Genomic DNA, 19,256 nt, shown 5'->3' on the forward strand with positions numbered 1-19,256 from the left:
CTTTCTCCTTGTTCGTTATCCCTGATCGCTTGCCCTCAGATCTTGCAGAAATGCTTCCCCCTCCTCCGTCAGGCTCCAACCTTCCTTCCAAACGAGAGCGCCAGCGCGCTCCAGCTTGTCCACGAAAACGCTCGGCTGCATGGTGTGGCGCGTGCCGTCGATGACCGTCTCTAGGACGGGGCGGCCGCGCAGGAGCTCCGAGATCTCGCCGTAGGAGCGGGGCTTCTCGGCGGTGAACTCCAAGAGCTCGATGTAGGTGCCCGCGCGCTCGGGCGCGAGCTGCAAGAGCTCCACCAGGCGCGCGCGAGGCCGGTGCTGCTCCACGAAGCGAGCGCCCACGTCGGTGGCGCGGAAGGAGACGGACTGCACGAGGTCGTCGATCGCGTCCTCGTCGAGGCCCTCCTTCTGCTCCGGAGTGATGGGCTCGCCATCGGCGTCGCGCTCGATGCGCTCCAGGCCGTGGGCGCGCACCAGGGTGTCGGCCATGCGCGCCTGGTTCTGGGTGGCGGTTTTGAACTCGGGCCAGGAGGCGATCTTCGCCTCGAGGTCTTGCAGCGTGCGCTCCTCGGCGCAGTACGCGAGCGTTTTGTAGAGCACCTCGCGGTTGAGCGGGTGCTTCGTGACGGCCTCCTCGAGCAGGAAGAGCTTCTCGTCGAACGTGAGCTCGACGGGTGCCTCCTCCTCGGGAGCGACGTCGGTATCCGCCGGCTCGGCGAGGCCGTTGTCCTCGGACTCGGCCTCGAGCGGCATCCCCTGATCGGTCCATGCGTCCTGCATGTCCACCTCCCCCTTCGGTGTCGCCTGCATTCGTCTCGACACCGCCGACTCTAAGAAGGAAGACGCTCCGCGCCAATCCGCACTATGGATGAAATGTGAAGAAATTGTGACCCCACACCTCACGCAAAATGCGTGAGCCGAGGATGACGCACGATGAATCCCCAGGTGGAGGCCTCGCTGCCATCCTGAGCAAGTGGAGCGGACCCTCTCTTTGTCATTCTGAGCGAGCGGAGCGAGTCGAAGAATCCCGCGATCGCAGGCCCGCCGCTTGCAGGAGAAGACGTGGACAAAATCGCCATTCGGGACTGATTTTTTCGCACCGATCCCGCCTTGCCATGGAGAAACTCCAGGTGGCGGGAAGCCGAGCCAAGAGCACCGAACGAAAAATCAGTCCCGAAGGCCGATTGTGTCCATGATGTTCCAAGTCATTAAATGTTTCACGTGAAACATTTGTTCTGACTCAAGTCGCGTCGCTGTTCCTGTCGTAGAACAGCGCGCATCTCGTCATCCCGAGCGAAGCGCTCCAACGCACCCCTCCCCTGCGCGTGCCTTCCCTCGCGTCGTCTTGCCCTGCTCGCCGACGCGGAGTATGCTGAGGGAAACGCCGGTCGAAGGGAGCGCGCCATGGGTAGGTACGGAAGCCTGATCGTCGGATGCGTCATCTTCATTCCCATTATCGCGCTGTTGCTGGTGACAGCCTGGAAGAATTGGCGCGGGAAGTGGCTCGCATTCTCAGATTTGACTTACCTCGCCGACGAGAGGCCCGAGAACCTCCAAAGGCGCAAGGGCAGGCGCGCTGCCCTCGTCTACCTGGTATGGGTGGTCGCACTCGCCGGCGCGCTTGGAATCACAGCTTTCAGCGCGCTGAGCGGCTTTGCTGTGAACCTCGATATGGTGTCTGCCATCTTGGCCGCTTGCGTTTTCGTGGGAGGCAGCTGGCTTGTCGCGACGTCGCGGCGCGAGTTCAAGATCGCGAGCTCCGCAGTAGGCGAAAGCTCGGAGCTTGCCGGAGAATACGTCCTCGATGCGCGTCGTGCCGCCATGTTAGCCATCGCCATGCTCGCCGTCCTGGCTGCCGAGATCATCTGCACCCTTATCGTTTGAAAGCCTACCGCCACTGCACCTGGACGAGGTCGGGGAAGGTTGCGGGGAGGGCGGCGAGGTCGAAGGTTCGCAGCAGCTCCTCGGGGGTGGCGGGCTCGCTTGTGGGCGCGAGGCCGGTGATGCCGGCGATGTGGCCGATGACGGCCTCGGGCGTCTTGAAGCGGGCGATCAGCTCGTCGAGGGCGGCGTCCTTGTCGCGCTTCGAGAGCCGCCGGTTCAGCTCGGCCACGAGCAGCGGGATGTGCGCGTAGTCGGGATGCGGCAGGCCGAGCAGCTCTTGCAGGTGGATTTGCTGCGGCGTCGAGCACAGAAGGTCGACGCCGCGCACGATGGAGTTCACGCCCTGCGCCGCGTCGTCCACGACGACGGCCAGCTGGTAGGCGAACGCGCCGTCCGAGCGCCTCACGAGGAAGTCGCCGCAATCGCGCGCGAGGTTCTGGGAATACGGCCCCTGCACCTGGTCGATGAAGGAGACGTCTGCGTCGGGCACGACGAGGCGCTGCGCAGGCGTGCGCTCAAGGGCGCGGGCGGCGCGCTCGGCCGACGTCAGGGTGCGGCACGTGCCGGGATACACCGGCTTCTCGCCTCGATGCGGCGCCGAGGCCGCATGCAGGTCGGCCCGCGTGCAGAAACAGGGATACACCAGGTCACGCTCGACGAGCGAGTCGAAGGCCGCACGGTAGGCTTCTTGGCGGTCGTGCTGGAAGAAGGGGCCTTCGTCCCACGTGAGCCCGAGCCGCTCGAAATCGCGCTGCACCGCGTCGACGAACTGCGGCTTCGACCGCTCCGCATCCAAATCCTCGATGCGCAAGACGATGCGCCCGCCCTGCGACTTCGCCACGAGCCACGCCACGAGCGCCGCGAACACGTTCCCCGCATGCATCCGCCCCGTAGGAGAAGGCGCGAACCGTCCCACGACAGGGCCTCTCGAGGGAGACGTGGAGAGGTCTCGCCAATCGGGGTTAAGCCGCTCGACGAGCGCTTCCTTCTTTCGCCGCGTCCAGCCCTTGAGCTGCTTCTCGCGAGCGATGGCGTCATCGATGCGGCCGCAGGTTTCGTGGTACACCAAGTCGGTTGCGTTGTACTGGTCGGTGAACCCTTTGTAGGCATGCGACTTATGCTCGGCAACGCGCCGTTCGAGATCGTTGGTCACGCCGATGTAGAGCACCGTGCGACGAGGGTTGCTCATGATGTAGACGCTATAGTCGTTCGCTTGAGCCATCGATATCCCCTTGTTTGTCATCCTGAGCGATGCGAACGCAGTGAGCGTAGTCGAAGGATCCCGTGCGGCGATAGCTGTGACGTTTCCTGCTAACGCCGCACGGGATCCTTCGACTACGGCCTTCGGCCTTCGCTCAGGATGACAACCCGTTCGTCTCGCCTGTCCAGGACGACAACCTGCGTGTCTTTCTTCCAAAGAAGCGCCGGAGGCGCGCCGCCTTTACTTCCGCAGGTCCTCGACGTGCTTGGTTTTGCCGAGGGAGCGCTCGATGCCGCCGGGCTCCACCAGCTTCACACGCACGCCTACCAGGAGCACGCCCTTCAGGCGCTCCTCGATGGAGCGGCGCAGGCACTCCATGTCCTCGAAGGAGTCGCTGAACGCCTCGGGCTTGAGCTCCACGTGCACGGCCATGCGGTCGAGGCCGCCTTCGTTGTCCACGACGATGCGGTAGTGCGGCGTGACGCCCTCGATGCCGGCGAGCACGTCCTCCACCTGGCTCGGGAACACGTTCGTGCCGCGGATGATGAGCATGTCGTCGGATCGCGCGCGCACCTTCTGCATGCGCGCCGTCGTGCGGCCGCAGGCGCAGGGCTCGCACACGACGCGGGTGAGGTCGTGCGTGCGGTAGCGCAGCACCGGGATGGCCTGCTTCCCCAAAGGCGTGAGCACGAGCTCGCCCATCTCGCCTTCCGGCACCGGCTCGCCCGTCTCGGGGTCGACGACCTCCCACAGGAAATGGTCCTCGGCGATATGCTGCATGTCGCGCGACGCCAGGCACTCGCCCGACACGCCGGGACCCATGACCTCGGTCAGGCCGTAGTTGTCGGTGCACACGATGTGCATGCGCCGCTCGATCTCGGCCTTGAGGCCCGGCGGGCACGGCTCGCCGCCGAAGAGCCCCACGCGCAGCGTCGAGGCCTCCCAGTCGAAGCCCATCTTCTCCCCCACCTCGCACATGTGCAGCGCGTAGGAGGGCGTGGCCACGAGCACGGTGGTGCCGTAATCCTCGATCATGGCGATGTGGCGCTCGGTGTTGCCCGAGCCTGCGGGAATCATCATGCACCCGAGCTTCTGCAGCCCGTAGTGCAGGCCGAAGCCGCCGGTGAACATGCCGTAGCCGAACGCCATCTGCGCGCGGTCGCCCGGCACGACGCCGGCCATCTGCACGAGGCGCATGATGCAGTCGGCCCACATGTCCATGTCGGCGCGGTTGTAGCCCACCACGATGGGCTTGCCCGTGGTGCCCGAAGACGCGTGCAGCTCCACCACCTCGTCGAGCGGCACGGCGAACAGCCCGTAGGGGAAGGTGTCGCGCAGCACGGACTTGTCCGTGAACGGAAGCTTGCGCACGTCATCGAGCGTGCGGATGTCGGCGGGTGCCACCCCCAGCTCGTCCATGCGCGCGCGGTACCACGGCACGCGCGCGTAGGTCCATTCCACCTGCGCGATGAGCTTCTCCAGCTGGATGGCGCGGATGCGCTCGCGCGAGGCGCACTCCACGGCCGGGTTGTGGACGGGCAGGTCGGAGAAGTCGCCCGCCGCAGCGGCGGCCAGCGCCGCGCCCTTCACGGTCATGTCGGCCATGCCCGCGTCACCGCCCCTCGGCCGCGAGCGGCGCGGCGAGGTCGGCCTGCCCCACGAGCTCCACCGGCTGGGCCGCCAGGAGCTCCTCGGCCTGGACCAGGTCCTTCACCGACAGCACGATGAACGTGGAGATGAGCGAGTAGCTGTACGTCACGTTGATGCCGCAGTCGGCCATCACGCCCATGACGCGCGCGAGCTCGCCCGGCGTATCGTCCAGGCGCAGGCACAGCACGTCGGTGGCCGTGGCGGCCGCGCCCATGCCGTCCAGCACCTCGAGGGCGCGGGCCGGGTCGTCCACGACGAAGCGCACGATGCCGTAGTCGCCCGTGTCCGAAGCGCTGTAGCCGCGCACGCTCACGCCGGCCTCCTCGAACGCGTCGAGCACGCGGCGCAGATGCCCCGGGCGGCTCTCCAGAAACACGCTGATCTGCTGCACGCTCACAACGCGGCCCCCTTCCCCGCCCCGTCGGCCTCGCGCGCGAAGGCGAGCCCCGCGCGGAACGCGGCCAGGTTGGCCTCCACGGTCTTAGGCGGCACGCGGCGCGCGATCACGCGCTCCCAAGCCTCCTGCGGAAACTCCAGGCGGGTGGCAAGCGCCCCCAGCAGCACGACGTTCACCGACTTCGGGCTGCCGACCTCGCGGGCGATCTCGCCGGCGGGGATGAGCGTGGCGCCGGCTTCAGCCAGCGTCTCCTGAGGATGCTCGGGCATGGACGCGCGGCCGATGAGCACGGGCAGCGGCTGGATGGACTCGTCGGCCACCAGCAGGTAGCCGCCCTCGCGGACGTTGGCCAGGTTGCGCAGCGCCTCGGTGGTCTCGAACGACACCACGCAGTCGGCGCAGCCGGGGTCGCTCACCATCGAGAGCACGGGATCCTGCCCGAAGCGCACGACGGTGGTCACGGCGCCGCCGCGCTGGGACATGCCGTGGATCTCGGACACCTTCGCGTCCAAGCCCGATTCCAGCGCCGCGTGGGCCAGGAGGTCGGCGGCGAGGATGGTGCCCTGCCCGCCGACGCCGCAGAGGAGCACGGTGGTCGCGTTACTCATGGGAGCCTCCTTCGATGGCCTTGAACGCGCAATACTGGGCGCACTGGCCGCAGCCGATGCACTGGACGGGGTCGATGAGCGCATGGCCCTCGGCGTCCTTCGCGATGGCCGGGCACCCGAGCGTCGAGCACACGCCGCAGGCCGTGCATGCGTCGGTCACGGCGAAGGCGGGCTTGCGCACGCGGTCGATGAGCACGCAGGGGCTGCGGAACACGAGCACCGAGAGCTCCGGGTTTGCCACTGCCTCCTTGAGGGCGCGGCGGGTGGCCAGCGCGTCGTTGGGGTCGATGGTGCGCACGTCCTCCACGCCGATGGCGCGCACGATGCCCTCGAGGTCGAGCTCGCGCGAGGGGCGCTTCTGCAGCGTCTCGCCGTTGAAGGGGTTGCCCTGGCGGCCGGTCATGGCCGTCGTGCGGTTGTCGAGCACGCACACGGTGCCGCCCCCGCGGTTGTACACGGTGGAGATGAGCGCCGAGAGGCCCGAGTGCGCGAACGTCGAGTCGCCGATGACGCCCACGACGGGACGGTGCTCGGTGCCCGCCCAGGCCAGCTCGAAGCCGTGCGACATCGACACCGACGCCCCCATGTCGATGGTGGTGTCCATGGCCGAAAGCGGAGGCAGCGCGCCTAAGGTGTAGCAGCCGATGTCGCCCGTGACCACGGCCTTCATGCGCGCGAGCTCCTTGAACACGAGGCGGTGCGGGCACCCGGCGCACAAGGCGGGCGGGCGTCCCGGCAGGCCCTCGGGCATCGCGGCGTGCGCAGGCTCCTCCAGGCCGAACGCGGCGCGCACGAGGCCGGGCGTGAGCTCGCCGTCGCGCGGCAGCCCGCCGGGGAACGGGGCCACCTCGACGCCGAGGGCGCGCACGCTCTCGGTCAGGTATTCGGAGGCCTCCTCCACCACGTAGAGGGCGTCCACGCCCGCGGCGAACGCGCGCAGGCGCTCGGCCGGCAGGGGCCAGGTGCACCCGAGCTTGAACACGCTCGCCTCGGGCAGCGCCTCGGCCACGTGATGGCACACGGCGCCCGCGCACACCACGCCCACGGCGCTTCCGCGCTCGAGCACCTCGTTGTACGGGCACTCCTCGGCCCAGGCGCGCAGCGCGTCGATGCGCTCGAGCTGCACCTTGCGGCGGGGCTTCGCGAAGGCGGGCATCATGACCCACTTCGCCGGGTTGCTCTCGTAGGGCTTGAGCGGGACCTCGACGCGCTCGCCGGGCTCGACGGGGGTTTTGGTGTGCGACACGCGCACGGTGGAGCGGATGAACACCGGCACGTCGAAGCGCTCGGAGAGGTCGTAGGCCTCGCGCGTGAAGCGCAGCGCCTCGGCGGAGTCGGCCGGATCGAGCATGGGGATGTGCGCGGCGCGGGCGTACCAGTGGCTGTCCTGCTCGTTCTGCGACGAGTACATGCCGGGGTCGTCGGCCGCGAGCACCACCAGGCCGCCCCCCACGCCCGAGTACGCGGCCGTGAACAGCGGATCGGCCGCCACGTTCACGCCGACGTGCTTCATGGTGGTGAGCACGCGCGCTCCGGCGGCCGACGCGCCCACGGCCACCTCCACGGCCACCTTCTCGTTGACGGCCCACTCGGCGTAGACGCCGTCCTTCTTCGCGAACGCCTCGAGCGTCTCGGTAGAGGGCGTCCCCGGATATGCCGCGCCGATATGCGCGCCGGCCTCCCATGCCCCCTGGGCGATGGCTTCGTTGCCTGACATCAATTCCATAGACGAACCTTCCTTGAAATGCTGACCCGCAGGGGATTATACGGCAAAGCGCGCCGCGTGCGCGCGATGTCGTCCTGAGCGGTGCGAATGCCCTCCTCTTGTCATCCTGAGCGAGCGCAGCGAGTCGAAGGATCCCGTGCGGTGCCAACTGAAAGCCTCCCAGCTGTCGCCACACGGGATCCTTCGACTCCGGCCTGCGGCCTCCGCTCAGGATGACAGGGGGAGCCTACTCCTCCTTGTACACGAGGCAGAAGGCGCCGATCTGGATGACGTCGCCGGAGACGAGGCGGTGCGCGTCCACGCTGGCGTTGTTCACCCACACGCCGTTGAACGAGTTGGCGTCGCGGATGACGTAGCCGCCCTCGGAGGGCTCGATGGAGGCATGCGAGCGCGACACGGTCATGTCGTTGAGGAACACGTCGCACTGCGGGCTGCGGCCGATGGTGAGGGGCGCGTCGCCCAAGTGGAACGTCACGCCGGTCGACGGACCGCGCACCACGCGGAGCGCGGCGGCGGCCTGCGGAGGCGCCTCGACGGGCAGCGCCTCGTCGGAAAACGACACGGGCTCGAAGCTCTGCGTCGCGCCGAGCAGCTTGAAGCCGCACTGCGGGCAGGCGGGCGCGCCCGGATCGACGGGGCTGTTGCAAACGGGGCAGGTGGCGGTCATGGCGATTCCTCTCTTCGCGCCTTTAAGCGGCGGTCTTGTCTATGATGAGCGGCGTCTCGTTGAGGGTGACGGTCTGGGCCGTGCCCTCCTGGCCCGAGAAGCCGCGGAACAGGCGGTCCCACCAGATGCCGACGCCCTCGAAGAAGTCCGGAGCGGCGACGTCCTCGCAGGCCACGAGGTCGAACGTGGCGATCACGGCGTTGCGCTGCTTGAAGGTGGCCGTTCCCACCTTGTCGCCGGCGCGCACGTTGCCCGAGAGCTTCTCGAACTCGAGCGACTGGCTCACGTTGCCGTTGAGGTCGAAGATGTCCACGGCCGCCTCCGGCTCGGACAGCGTCGCCTTCACCGTCTTGTCGATCCAGTCCTCATGGGCGACCTCGGCGATGACGGGCACCTCGGCGCCCTGGTAGACGGTCGTCTCGGGGCTGTTGGCCAACGGGTAGTTCACGAGATGGGCGTACACCCACTCGCAGAGCGTCTTGGCGTCCTCGAAGCGCTGCGCCTCGGAGGACGAGTGGATGACGATGGCGTACAGCTCGCGCTCGCCGTTGTTGGCGGCACCGGCGAACGAGGGCCCGGCCAAGAGCGTCACGCCGGTCTTCACGCCGATGGCGTGCTCGTAGATGTCGAGGAAGCCGTCGGTGGTCTCAAGGTAGATGTCGGCCGTCTGGCCGCCGCGCTCCACCTGGATGGTGGTGCTCCCGCCGCCCACGATGGCGCGGAACGTGTCGTCCTTCATGGCGGCCTGCACCACCCGGGCCACGTCGGCCGCCGTGCTGTGCAGGTTGCCCTCGTAGGCGTCGTAGTCCAGGCCGTGGGGGTTCTCGTACACCGTGTCCGTGCAGCCGAGCTCGGCTGCTTTGGCGTTCATCATCTCGACGAAGCCCTCGACGCTGCCGCCCACCGTCTCCGCGATGGCCACGGCCGCGTCGTTGCCCGAGGGCACGAGCAGCGCCTTGAGGGCCGTCCCCAGATCCAAGACATCGCCTTCCTGAAGCTCCGCGGAGGACTCCCCCACCGACGCCGCCTCCGCGCTCACTGTGATAGGCGTGTCGAGCGACACGGCGCCGGCGGCCACGGCGTCGAGCGCCACGAGGCCCGTCATGATCTTGGTGATCGAGGCGATCTGCGTGGGCGCGTCGGCGTTGCGCTCGAAGTACACGGTGCCCTCCGCGTCCATGACGGCGGCGTATTCCGCGTCGATGCTGGGGCACTGCGCCACCGACAGGCCGCGCGCGTCCACCGTCTGCCCGTAGACGACGTCGGCCTTGCGCACGTCGGCGAGCGCCGCCCCCGGCGCGGCGGCAAGGCCGAACGCGAGCGCGAGGCAGAGCGCGCACGCCGCGAAGCGCGCGCGCCCCTTCGATGCGATATGCCCGGTCATGCTAGCCAAGGCGGTAGACGTCCTCCGGCCGCACCGGCTCGAACCCGGCTTCGGCCAGCTTGGCCTCGAGGGAGTCGTCGCCGTCCACCTTGAGCACGTCCACGGCGAACTCCTCGTTCACCGAGAAGCAGTAGCCGTACTCGATGTTCGCGCCCTGCCCGTCCATGAATTCGAGCAGGGAGGCCAGGCCGCCCGGCACGTTGGGCACGCGCACGGCCAGCACCGGCGTCACCGCCGCGCGGTAGCCGGCGGCCTTGAGCGCCTCGGCCGCGGCGTCGGGCGTGTCGGTGAGCATGCGCACCACGCCGAAGTCGGCCGTGTCGGCCAGGTTGAGCGCGTGCATGTTGATGCCCGCCTCCGACACGGTGCGGCAGGCGGCCGCCAGGCGGCCCTTCTCGTTCTCCAGGAATACGGTCAGCTGTGAGATCATGCTACTTCCCTTCCCTCAGGTCGATGACGCGCTTGGCCTTGCCCTCGCTGCGCTCGATGGTCTTCGGCTCCACGATCTTCACCTCCACCGACACCTGCAGGTTGCTCTTGAGCTCGGCGCCCAGGCGGCGCTTGAGCTCCTCGATCTTGCGGATCTCGTCGATGGGGAAGTCGGGCTCGGTCTCCACCTGAAGCTCCACGTGGTCGAGGGGGCCGCGCGTGGTGAGGATGATCTGGTAGTGCGTGGCGATCTCGGGGAAGCCCGTGATGACCTGCTCGATCTGCGAGGGGAACACGTTCACGCCGCGGATGATGAGCATGTCGTCGGTGCGGCCGCGCAGCTTGTCGATCCTGCGGTGCGTGCGCCCGCACGCGCACGGCTCGGAGATGATGCGGGTGACGTCGCGCGTGCGGTAGCGCACGAGCGGGCAGCACTCGCGGGTGAGCGTGGTGATGACGAGCTCGCCCCATTCGCCGTCGGGCACGGGCCGCATCGTCTCGGGGTTGAGGATCTCGCAGTAGAAGTGGTCCTCGGCCACGTGCAGGCCGCCCATCTCGGAGCACTGCATGGCCACGCCCGGGCCCATGATCTCGGAGAGGCCGTACACGTCGCAGTACTGGATGCCCAGCTTCGCGGCTATCTCGTCGCGCATGTTGTCGGAGGCGGGCTCGGCGCCGAAGATGCCGCCCGAGATCTTGAACTCGGTGGCCGGGTCGTAGCCCATCTCGATGGCCGTGTCGGCGATGAGCAGCGCATAGGACGGCGTGCAGGCCAGGATGTCGGTGCCGAGGTCCTTCATCATCTGCACCTGGCGGCGCGTGTTGCCCGACGAGGTGGGGATGACGGTGCAGCCCATGGCCTCGCCGCCGGCGTGCGCGCCCAGGCCGCCCGTGAACAGGCCGTAGCCGTAGGACACCTGGATGGTGGAGTTCTCGTCGCCGCCCACCATGGCGATGCCGCGGGCGAAGCAGTCGCCCCAGTTCTTCAGGTCGGCGGCCGTGTGGCCCACCACCGTGGCCTGGCCCGTCGTGCCGGAGGACGCGTGGATGCGCACCACGTCCTTGCGCGGCACGGCGAACAGCCCGCACGGGTAGGCGTCGCGCATGTCCTGCTTCACGACGAACGGGAGGCGCTCGAGGTCCTCGAGGGTGCGGAGGTCGTCGGGGGTAGCTCCCGCGTCCTTGAACGACTGCTGGTAGAACGCCACGTTGTCGTAGGCGTGGCGGATGCTTCGCTTCATGCGGTCGAGCTGGAGCTCGCGCAGCTCCTCGCGCGGCATGGTCTCGATATCTGGCTGGTAGAACACCTCGGGGATCACCTCTCCTTTTGCTAGCCTTGGGCGGAGGGCGCATCCTCCGTCGGTTCCTTCTCTTCCGCTTTCGGTCCCTCCACCACGACCTCGGTCACCGGATCGTAGACCGAGGAGAACACGTCCTCGTGCAGGATCGAGCCGGACTCGTCGGAGACGGTGCGCGCCACCGTGATGCTCCGGCCGTCGGTGCCCCGCGTCTCCACGTAGCTCGTGTTCGGGGCGAGGGTCTCGTCGACCTTCCTCCTCGTCGCATACGGCTCGCCTTCGGCCCACTCTCCCACGGCCGAGGTCACCTGGTAGCCGGGATCGACTCCGTACAGTGTAGCGGTAACGGAGCCGTCCGCACAAGAAACCCGCAGCAAAACATCGCTCGCACCGTCGTTTTCCCACACAAGGTCGAGGTCGGGCCAACTGACGGCCGCATCGCGCCCGGCCGGGTAGCTGCCGATGTAGAGCGAGTGGTTGCGGCGCGCGGGCACGGGATAGCCCGCCTCGTACACGGCGTTGAACACGGTGGTGGCCACCTGGCAGATGCCGCCGCCCACCGCGTCGTCGTACTCGCCGTCGATGATGGCGCCCGCGCCGAGGAAGCCCTTCTCCTCGTTGCACTCCCCCGCCGTCCCGTTGAACGACCAACGGCCGCCCGCCTTCGCCACCGAGTCGCTGAGCAGCTCGGATACGAGCGCGATGTTGTGGTTGCGGTTCTCGGTGCCGGCGCCGGTGGTGAACTCGGTGGTGTAGGACGACACGACGCCGATGACGCCTGAGTCGAGCGCCTCGTCGAAGGAGAGCGCGGCGGGCATCGGCCCGGTGGCGACGCGCACCTCCGCCGGCCCTTCGGCGCGGCCCTGCCCGAAGAGCGCCTCCTCGAGCGCGCGCGTCGTCTCGGCGACGAGCGGCACCTCGCCCGCGCCGTCCGTGCGCACCTCCACGCCGCCCTCGGTCGAGGCGAACTCCACGCGCAGGCCGCCCTGCGGGCGGGCGCTTTCCATATGGGAGAGGATGGCCGGCTTCGTGCGCGCCTCGTCGAGGAAGGCGACGAGCGCCCAGCCCCCGTCCCGCTCCTCGACGCGCGTGGCCACCCAGGCGCCCACCTCGGCCGCCGTCGCATCCCAGGAGGCGTCTCCCAGCACGAAGCGCGCGCCGTCGGCGATGGCGGCGTTCACCTGGTCGCACACGGCTTGCGCGGCGGCCCCGTCGATGCGCAGGGGCGCGTGCACGGGCTCGGCGACGAACGAGCCCGTGCCGTCCGGCGAGCCGAGGAACGCCCCGTCGAGCGCGCGCTTGAACGCCTCGCGGTCGAGCATGTCGCCGTCGTGGCCCTCGGTGACGGAGGCGAGCCCGTCAACGACGGCCACGTCGTAGTCGACGCGGGGGTCCCCCACGGTCAGGTCGATGTCGGCGGCCAGGTCCTCGACGGCGCCGTCGTCGAAGGTCGAGCGCACCTCGAGGTCCCGCCCGAAGAAGAGCGCGCCGAGCCGCGCGGGCAGGCCGCCGTCGTCGCGCCCCACGGCGAGCGCCGCGGCCGCCAGCTCGTCGGCGGGAATGCGGGCCGAGAGGTCCGCGGCCGTCGTCGTCCAGGCGAGCTTGTTCGCGCGCGCCTCCTCCGCCGACAGCTGCTCGGCGAGCGCGGCGTCCTGCGCCGCGGCCGCCTCGTCGGCGAGGCGCGCGGCGGCGTCCTCGCTCGCGTACACGGTGACGGATCCTCCCTCGAGGCGCGGCACGTAGGCCTGCTCGACCAAGGCGGCGATCTCCTCGGCCGTCTTGCCGGCCGCGTCCACCTCCCCCACGCGCACGCCGGGGTACGCCTTGCCGAGGTTCATGCCGAAGTCGACGGCCGCGCCCGTCGCGACGACGAGCGCCACGATGAAGACGGCGAGGGCCACGCGGCTGCGCGCGAGCAGGGAGGCGAAGCCGCGCACGAGGGCGGCGAGGCCCCGGCCCGCCAAGGAGAGCGCCGTCAGCAGGAAGCCGCCGACGGCGCCGAGGACGCGGCGCGCGGTCCCCCCGTCCGCCGTAGCGCGCCGTGGAGCGTCCTTCGTCCAGAGCGAGGGGGCGTTGTAGGCGGAAGGCCCGCCGGCCTTCGCGCCCGACGACGCGCGCCGCGGCCGCTCCGTGCGCGCGACCTGCCCGCGCCGCACGGAGGGCCTGCTGCCCGCCGACCGCTTCGAGGGCGCGTTTTTCGGCGTCCTTTGGGCCATGGCCTACCGCGCGCCGGCTTCGCGCTCGCGCGCACGCCTCACCTGCGAGAGGGCCGATGCGCAGTAGTACACGGTGGTGAGGAGGGCGAGCACGAGCCCCGCGTAGACGAACCAGATGCCCCACGAGCACGCGCCCGCGTTCAGGCCCGGGAGCCATGCGGCGTCGACGAGCCCCAGGCCCTGCACGAGGGGCCAGTTGAGGAGCAGCCCCGCGAACCCGACGAACAGCAGCGTGGTGGCCACCTTGCCGGGATAGACGACCGCGACGCGCACGCGGTAGAGCTTGATCAGGATCGCGCCGCCCACGAGCAAGAGCAGATCGCGCGCGAGCACGACCACGATGATCCACAGGGGCAGCCGTCCCACGAGGAAGAGGCCCGCCACGCCCGCGATCATGAGGATGCGGTCCACCGCCGGGTCGAGCAGCTGGCCGAGCTTGGAGACGGCGTTCGTGCGGCGGGCTATCTGGCCGTCGATCCAATCGGTTCCCGCCGCGAGCGCGTACAGGAACGTCGCCATGAGGTCGTAGCCGTTGAGCAGCAGCACGAGGAAGATGGGCACGAGGCAGAGCCGTATGACCGATATGAGGTTCGGCACCGTGAAGATGCGGTTGCTCGCCTGTCCGTTCTTGCTTTTCGCACCCGTGCTCCGCATGGTTGCCAGCCTTCCCCGCGCCTCTCGTCATCACGCAAAAACCGGGCCCCTTCGCAGGCCCGGCCGATTTCGAACCGATTCGCTCTATTCTAACAGGTTTCCCGCGCGCCCCTGCCCGTATCAGGGTTCAACACCATTTTCATCACAAGCATGGCAAAGTGCCCGCGTCCTCTTCAGGTCGCGGGCGCCTCTTGCTACGCGCTTGCCGGCTTCAGGCCGCGTGCCTCGGCCGCATCGCGCAGCTTCTGGAACACCTCCATATGGTGGATCTCCGGGCTGTTTTGGCACAGCATGTCGCATGTGCCGCACATCTGGCAATCCCACAATCCCGCCTGCACGGCTTCGATGAGCCTGTCGGCCTGGTCATAGGGGTCGAAGTAGCGGTATGCGATGGCGATCATCTTGGAGGGCCCCACATAGGTGGGCGTCGCCTTCTTCGCCGGGCAACCGGCCGTGCACACTTGGCAACGGCAGCAGTACTCCAGCAGATGCAGCTGGTCGGCGAGCTCCGGCGTCATGGAGCCGTCGTTGATCTCCTCGTCGGTCAGCGGGGCGATGCGCACGCGCTCATACGTCTTCGCCAGCTCCGCCTGGGCGCGCCGTTTGTCCACGATGAGGTCGTGCAGCACGGGGAAGCCCTCGAGAGGCGCGATCGTGTGCTTGCCCTCCTCCACGAACTCTATGCAGGCGAACACGGGGGTCCCGTCATAGGTCACCGAGCAGCGGCCGCACAGGCGTCCGCGGCAGGTGTAGTCGAACCCGATCGCCTCGTAATTCTCGTGGATATGCATGATGGCTTCGAGCACCGTCATGTTCTCGCGGAAGGGGACGTCGTACGTTTTCTCGTAAGGGGCGCTGTCAACCGCAGGGTCGTAGCGCAGAATCGTGATATCCATCCGGATCTCCTTTGCTCTCGTGCTGCTTCGTTACGCGGGGAATTCGACGTCGGGGTAGGTCACCTTGTCGTAGGCGAGCTCGCCTCCGTCTGCGGCGCGCAAGGCGAGCACGCACTTCCATTCGTCGTCGTTCTGCTCGGGATAGTCCGGACGGTAGAAGTTGCCGCGGCTCTCCGGGCGCAGGTAGGTTCCCTCGACCGACAGCCGCGCCAGCTCAAGGAGGTTGATGGTCTCGATCGCGTCTTTCCAGTCGCGATTGTACGTGCGGGTGTGGGACGAGACGGTCATCTTGGGAAGGTCCTCGTCGAGGATCCTCTTGAGCTCGGTCCGGGCGGCCTCCAGGCTCTCGGTCGTGCGGATCACGCCGAGGGCGCCGTAGGAAACCCCTTGGATCTTGCGCTGGATCTCCACGGGGCGCAGGCCTCCCGACACCTCGCGCGTGCGCAGATCCTCGAGCCTCCTGATCTCCTCCTCGACGCTCGACCAGTCGAGGCTCTCAGGCTCCTTGTAGCTTTCAAGGTAGTCGAGGGCGCAGCGGAAGGCGTAGCTGCCCAGAACGCGGTTGCGGTTGTTGGTCGATCCTCCGGCCTCTCCGGCAACGCCGGCGCCGCGCACGCAGAACAGCCCGGGGAACTCGGTGCTCATCATGTTGTCGTCGATGACGGGAGTGCCACCGTGCTCGTACATCTCGATCAGGCACTCCATCGGCTCCGTGCGCAGGTCGGTGCCGGTCTTCTCCTCGATGAGGTTCACGCAGCGCAGGTACATGTAGCGCATCTGCTTTCGCATCTCGTCGTTGGCGGGCAGGAAGATGCCTCCGTTGGGGCCTCCCCTCCCGTCCATGATGACCTTGGCGACCACCTGGTTGAAGTAGGGGCGGTCGAGGATCATGCGCTCCTGATCGAGCGACTCGTCGAGGCAGAAGGCTACGCCGTCCTTGTCGAGCATGAACTCGATGTCCATAGAGTCTCCTCCGAACATGGAGCCTTCCGAGCTCGCCCAGCCCGAGGGGACGATGCCCATCATGTCGTAGGCCGCATGCTCGGCATCGCCGATGCGGCCCCCATGGCGGAACACCGCCATCTCGACGTCGGCGGTGTTGTCGGGCGTGTTGTTGGTGACCGAGCTCAGCGTCACCCAGCCGTACAGCCATGTGCAGCCCCCGGTCGCCAGCACCGTCGCCTTGGAGCGGTACACGCGGTACGCGCCGGTCGGCAGGTAGATGCCCACGGCCCCCACGCACACGCCGTCGCTGATGAACACGTCGGTGATCATGGTGAGGTCGTGGACGGTGATGCAGTCGCTCTGGGCGAAGTGGTCCAGCATATGGCGCGGGAAGCCCCATTCGACCATGCCCATGGTGGGAAGGTCGATCTTCTTGAGCACGGTGCCGTCCTCGTTGCGCTGAGGGCAGGTTTCCCCCCAGTTGATGATGGGCACGTAGTCGTTCGGCTGGTGGGGATCGCTCGTTGCCGCGTTCACGTATAGCTGCTTGTTCGTGGTGCGCGTCGAAAAGTAAACGTCTTTGTCGTCCGTGCCCTCGGGGGACCAGGTGTAGCAGATGTCCCAGTTCATCCCGCAGGCACCGCCGAATCCGTAGGGGCCCTTGTCGATCACCATCACTTGCTTGCCCTGCCGCACCGCCTCGTCGCAGGCCGACATGGCCCCGAAGCCCGCGCCGATGACGAGCATGTCGGTGTCGAACACCTCGTACTCGGGCAGATCGGTCGACGTCGGCGCGACGTCGGGAGCGCCCGCGGCTCCGTCGCCCGCAGCGCACCCCGTCAACCCGCCAGCTCCCACGCCCACTGCGGCGGCTCCGGCGAACAACCCGCCGTATTTGAGGAACGACCTGCGCGACAGCCCGCCGCTCTCCTCGCGCTTCCCCGCCGTCTTTCTTTCCCTGTTGTCCATTGCTCCTCCTTGATCATCGAATGACCCTGCCTCATTCTTACGCGCGGCGGCGACGGCGGCCATATCCAGGCGCACGAACCTGCGCGACGTGCTCAGACAAACATGATGCGTTGCCTAAACGGGCCTTGCACGGAGGGGGCGAATGTTCTAGGCTTGGACGAGGGGACAAAGCAGCATGGGCCATGCCGCCCGGGCTGCTCTTCGGAAGCGAGGATGCCATGCCTCATATCGTCATCGACAGCCTGCTCGCCGACGACCGCCATCTGGCGCCGGACGTCAGGACCAAGCTGAAGATACTGCGCTCGATCGACCGCTCGCTGAAGACGATCTCCGTCCAGGAGATATGCGAGAAGTGCGGGTTATCCCGCGCCACGTTCTACTACCATTTCAAAAGCAAGAACGAGATACCGTTGTGGTACTCGAAGCTCATCCAGGTCTACACCCTTGCCGAGATCGGGCGCACGCTCACCTGGGAGGAGGGGCTGCTGAAGCACTACGAGCTGCTCTTCAAAGAGCGGGATTTCTACTTCTCCACGCTGGATATGACGGGGCAGGAGTTCAGCAAGTCCAACATGCGCGCGTACCGGAAAGACTGCATCGTCGAGACGCTCACCCAGCATCGGCGCATCCCGTTGGACGAAGAGCTCGATTTCTGCATCGAGGCCTTTCTCGACGTGGAGATAGAGAGGGCCCAGCGTTGGTTTGGGACGAAGATGTCCATCGCGCCGGACGTGTACGCCCGCTATCTGCGCGACTGCGTGCCGAAGCCGCTGTACGACGCGCTCTCGCTCGGCCCGCAGCGGCCTTGACGGTTGGGTTCTCCCGGGTGAGAAGAAGCGCCCACGACCTGGAAAGGGCGCGGGCGCTTCTCGTTCGGGCGCTTAAGCCGTTTTCTTCGCGTCCGGCACCTCGAAGACGTCGGCGTGCTTCTTCGTGGCGGGCGGCGCGTAGGCGGGCTCCATGGCCAGGCACGCTTTCGGGCACTCGCGCACGCAGCTGCCGCACTGCACGCACCGGAAGCGGTCGATGGTCCAGGTGCGCGCGGCCTTGTCCACGACGATGGCGTCGCAGGGGCAGCGCTTCTGGCAGATGCCGCACAGGATGCACGCGTCCACGTCGTTGACCACATGGCCCTTGAGGCCCGGCGGCGACGTCTTGGACTGCGCCGGGTACTGCACGGTCTCGGGCGTCTTGAACAGGCCTCCGAGCGTCATCTTCCCGAGTTTGAAGCTTCCCATGGTCCTCCTACCTTTCCGTGCAGCTGATGCAGGGGTCGATGGTGAGCACGATCATGTTGACGTCGGCCAAGTCGCAGCCCGCGAGCGCGGTGGTCATGCCCGCGAGGTTCTGCGACGTGGGCGTGCGCATGCGCATGCGCTCCAGGTTCTTGGTGCCGTTGCCGCGCGCGTAGTAGTAGCACTCGCCGCGGGGCTGCTCGGCCACGATCGCCGCCTGCGCGCCGTCGGCGGGCGATCCCTTCACGTCCACGGCGATGTCGCCGGCGGGGATCTTCGCGATCATCTCCTCGATGATGCCGATGGATTGCAGCACCTCGAGCGCGCGCACCTTCACGCGGGCGTAGCAGTCGCCCTGGGAGTCCAGGACGGGCTCGAAGTCGGACAGGTTGCGGTAGCCGCCGCCACCCAGCATGCGCACGTCCCAGTTCACGTTGGAGGCGCGGGCGAACGGCCCCACCATGCTCAGGGCGAGCGCGTCCTCATGGCTGATATAACCCACGCCCACGGTGCGGTTCTTCACCGAGGAGTCCTTGAGGAAGGCGCCGCAGATCTGCTTGTAGTCGTCCTTGATGCCCTCGAGCACGCGCTTGATCTCGGCAAACTGCGCGCCGTCGATGTCGCGCACCACGCCGCCCACCTTAACGACGCTGAAGATGACGCGCCCGCCGGTGGTCTTCTCGAAGATGTCGAGCACGCGCTCGCGCAAACGCCAGCAGTGCATGAACAGGCTCTCGAAGCCGAACGCGTCGGCGGCCAGGCCCAGCCACAGCACGTGGGAGTGGATACGGGAGAGCTCGTGCCAGATGACGCGCAGGTACTCGGCGCGCTCGGGGATCTCAACCCCCATGAGCTTCTCCACCGTCTCGGCGTAGCCCATGGAGTGGCCGAACGCGCAGATGCCGCAGATGCGCTCCGCCACGTAGATGAACTGGTTGTAGTCGCGCGTCTCGACGAGCTTCTCCAGCCCGCGGTGGATGAAGCCGATCTGCGGGACGGCCTCTATCACCTTCTCGTCCTCCACCACGAGGTCGAGGTGCAGAGGCTCGGGCAGCACCGGGTGCTGGGGGCCGAACGGGATGACGGTCGCCTTTCCCATG

At 67.8% G+C, this 19,256-nt stretch carries 18 protein-coding genes; 2 read left to right on the forward strand and 16 right to left on the reverse strand.

Translation table 11 applies throughout. The features are described 5' to 3' along the window. Nucleotides 1–15 precede the first annotated feature (15 nt). Nucleotides 16–777 (reverse strand): hypothetical protein, encoded by a 762-nt coding sequence (locus FX134_RS02435; RefSeq protein ID WP_232050817.1) that lies wholly within the window; start codon nt 775–777, stop codon nt 16–18. A 624-nt stretch (nt 778–1,401) separates the two neighbouring features. On the opposite strand from FX134_RS02435, the gene FX134_RS02440 reads away from it, so the two are divergent. Further along, the gene (locus FX134_RS02440; RefSeq protein ID WP_080797378.1) at nt 1,402–1,881 is read left to right on the forward strand and encodes a hypothetical protein; all 480 of its coding nucleotides are present in this window, start codon (nt 1,402–1,404) and stop codon (nt 1,879–1,881) included. Between the two features lie 4 nt (nt 1,882–1,885). Here FX134_RS02440 and gluQRS read toward each other — a convergent pair whose 3' ends face one another. The 13 genes from gluQRS to FX134_RS02505 form a co-directional block, all read right to left on the reverse strand. Next, complete coding sequence (gene gluQRS / locus FX134_RS02445; RefSeq protein ID WP_197735963.1) at nt 1,886–3,103, reverse strand: tRNA glutamyl-Q(34) synthetase GluQRS; 1,218 nt, start codon at nt 3,101–3,103, stop codon at nt 1,886–1,888. A 219-nt stretch (nt 3,104–3,322) separates the two neighbouring features. After that, nucleotides 3,323–4,687, reverse strand: a complete 1,365-nt coding sequence (locus FX134_RS02450; RefSeq protein WP_080797379.1) for a phenylacetate--CoA ligase family protein — start codon at nt 4,685–4,687, stop codon at nt 3,323–3,325. A gap of 7 nt (nt 4,688–4,694) precedes the next feature. Beyond that, on the reverse strand, nt 4,695–5,129 hold the full coding sequence (locus tag FX134_RS02455) for an amino acid-binding protein (protein WP_080797380.1): 435 nt from the start codon (nt 5,127–5,129) through the stop codon (nt 4,695–4,697). Then, nucleotides 5,126–5,737 carry an indolepyruvate oxidoreductase subunit beta gene (locus FX134_RS02460; protein WP_080797381.1) on the reverse strand — a complete coding sequence of 204 codons (612 nt, stop codon included), beginning with the start codon at nt 5,735–5,737 and terminating at the stop codon, nt 5,126–5,128. The genes FX134_RS02455 and FX134_RS02460 overlap by 4 nt, the downstream gene beginning before the upstream one ends. Further along, the gene (locus tag FX134_RS02465) at nt 5,730–7,463 is read right to left on the reverse strand and encodes a thiamine pyrophosphate-dependent enzyme (RefSeq protein WP_080797382.1); all 1,734 of its coding nucleotides are present in this window, start codon (nt 7,461–7,463) and stop codon (nt 5,730–5,732) included. The genes FX134_RS02460 and FX134_RS02465 overlap by 8 nt, the downstream gene beginning before the upstream one ends. A 226-nt stretch (nt 7,464–7,689) precedes the next feature. Further along, nucleotides 7,690–8,130 (reverse strand): FHA domain-containing protein, encoded by a 441-nt coding sequence (locus FX134_RS02470; protein ID WP_080797383.1) that lies wholly within the window; start codon nt 8,128–8,130, stop codon nt 7,690–7,692. Nucleotides 8,131–8,152: 22 nt separating this feature from the next. Continuing rightward, entirely contained in the window at nt 8,153–9,514 is a 1,362-nt protein-coding gene (locus FX134_RS02475) for a D-alanyl-D-alanine carboxypeptidase family protein (protein ID WP_080797384.1), read from the reverse strand. Between the two features lies 1 nt (nt 9,515). Further along, complete coding sequence (locus tag FX134_RS02480; protein ID WP_080797385.1) at nt 9,516–9,944, reverse strand: amino acid-binding protein; 429 nt, start codon at nt 9,942–9,944, stop codon at nt 9,516–9,518. Nucleotide 9,945: 1 nt separating this feature from the next. Beyond that, complete coding sequence (locus FX134_RS02485; protein WP_080803685.1) at nt 9,946–11,250, reverse strand: phenylacetate--CoA ligase family protein; 1,305 nt, start codon at nt 11,248–11,250, stop codon at nt 9,946–9,948. 23 nt (nt 11,251–11,273) lie between these two features. Then, nucleotides 11,274–13,457: a VanW family protein gene (locus tag FX134_RS02490; protein WP_080797386.1), complete on the reverse strand. Its 2,184-nt coding sequence runs from the start codon at nt 13,455–13,457 to the stop codon at nt 11,274–11,276. Nucleotides 13,458–13,460: 3 nt separating this feature from the next. Then, nucleotides 13,461–14,111 (reverse strand): CDP-alcohol phosphatidyltransferase family protein, encoded by a 651-nt coding sequence (locus FX134_RS02495; RefSeq protein ID WP_080797387.1) that lies wholly within the window; start codon nt 14,109–14,111, stop codon nt 13,461–13,463. 194 nt (nt 14,112–14,305) lie between these two features. Further along, nucleotides 14,306–15,007 (reverse strand): 2Fe-2S iron-sulfur cluster-binding protein, encoded by a 702-nt coding sequence (locus FX134_RS02500; RefSeq protein ID WP_080797388.1) that lies wholly within the window; start codon nt 15,005–15,007, stop codon nt 14,306–14,308. Nucleotides 15,008–15,037: 30 nt separating this feature from the next. Continuing rightward, complete coding sequence (locus FX134_RS02505; protein ID WP_172623348.1) at nt 15,038–16,921, reverse strand: FAD-dependent oxidoreductase; 1,884 nt, start codon at nt 16,919–16,921, stop codon at nt 15,038–15,040. 218 nt (nt 16,922–17,139) lie between these two features. Between FX134_RS02505 and FX134_RS02515 the strand changes: the two genes are divergently transcribed. Then, a complete protein-coding gene (locus tag FX134_RS02515) occupies nt 17,140–17,730 on the forward strand; it encodes a TetR/AcrR family transcriptional regulator (protein ID WP_172623349.1) in 591 nt (196 codons plus the stop codon). Between the two features lie 72 nt (nt 17,731–17,802). On the opposite strand, the gene FX134_RS02520 is transcribed toward FX134_RS02515, so the two are convergent. Together FX134_RS02520 and FX134_RS02525 are read right to left on the reverse strand one after the other, a co-directional pair. Continuing rightward, on the reverse strand, nt 17,803–18,159 hold the full coding sequence (locus FX134_RS02520; RefSeq protein WP_080797390.1) for a 4Fe-4S dicluster domain-containing protein: 357 nt from the start codon (nt 18,157–18,159) through the stop codon (nt 17,803–17,805). A 7-nt stretch (nt 18,160–18,166) separates the two neighbouring features. Beyond that, nucleotides 18,167–19,255, reverse strand: a complete 1,089-nt coding sequence (locus FX134_RS02525) for a hydrogenase large subunit (RefSeq protein ID WP_080797391.1) — start codon at nt 19,253–19,255, stop codon at nt 18,167–18,169. Between the last annotated feature and the right edge of the window lies 1 nt (nt 19,256).

It is taken from the genome of Arabiibacter massiliensis (assembly GCF_902386925.1).
GTDB lineage: Bacteria > Actinomycetota > Coriobacteriia > Coriobacteriales > Eggerthellaceae > Arabiibacter > Arabiibacter massiliensis.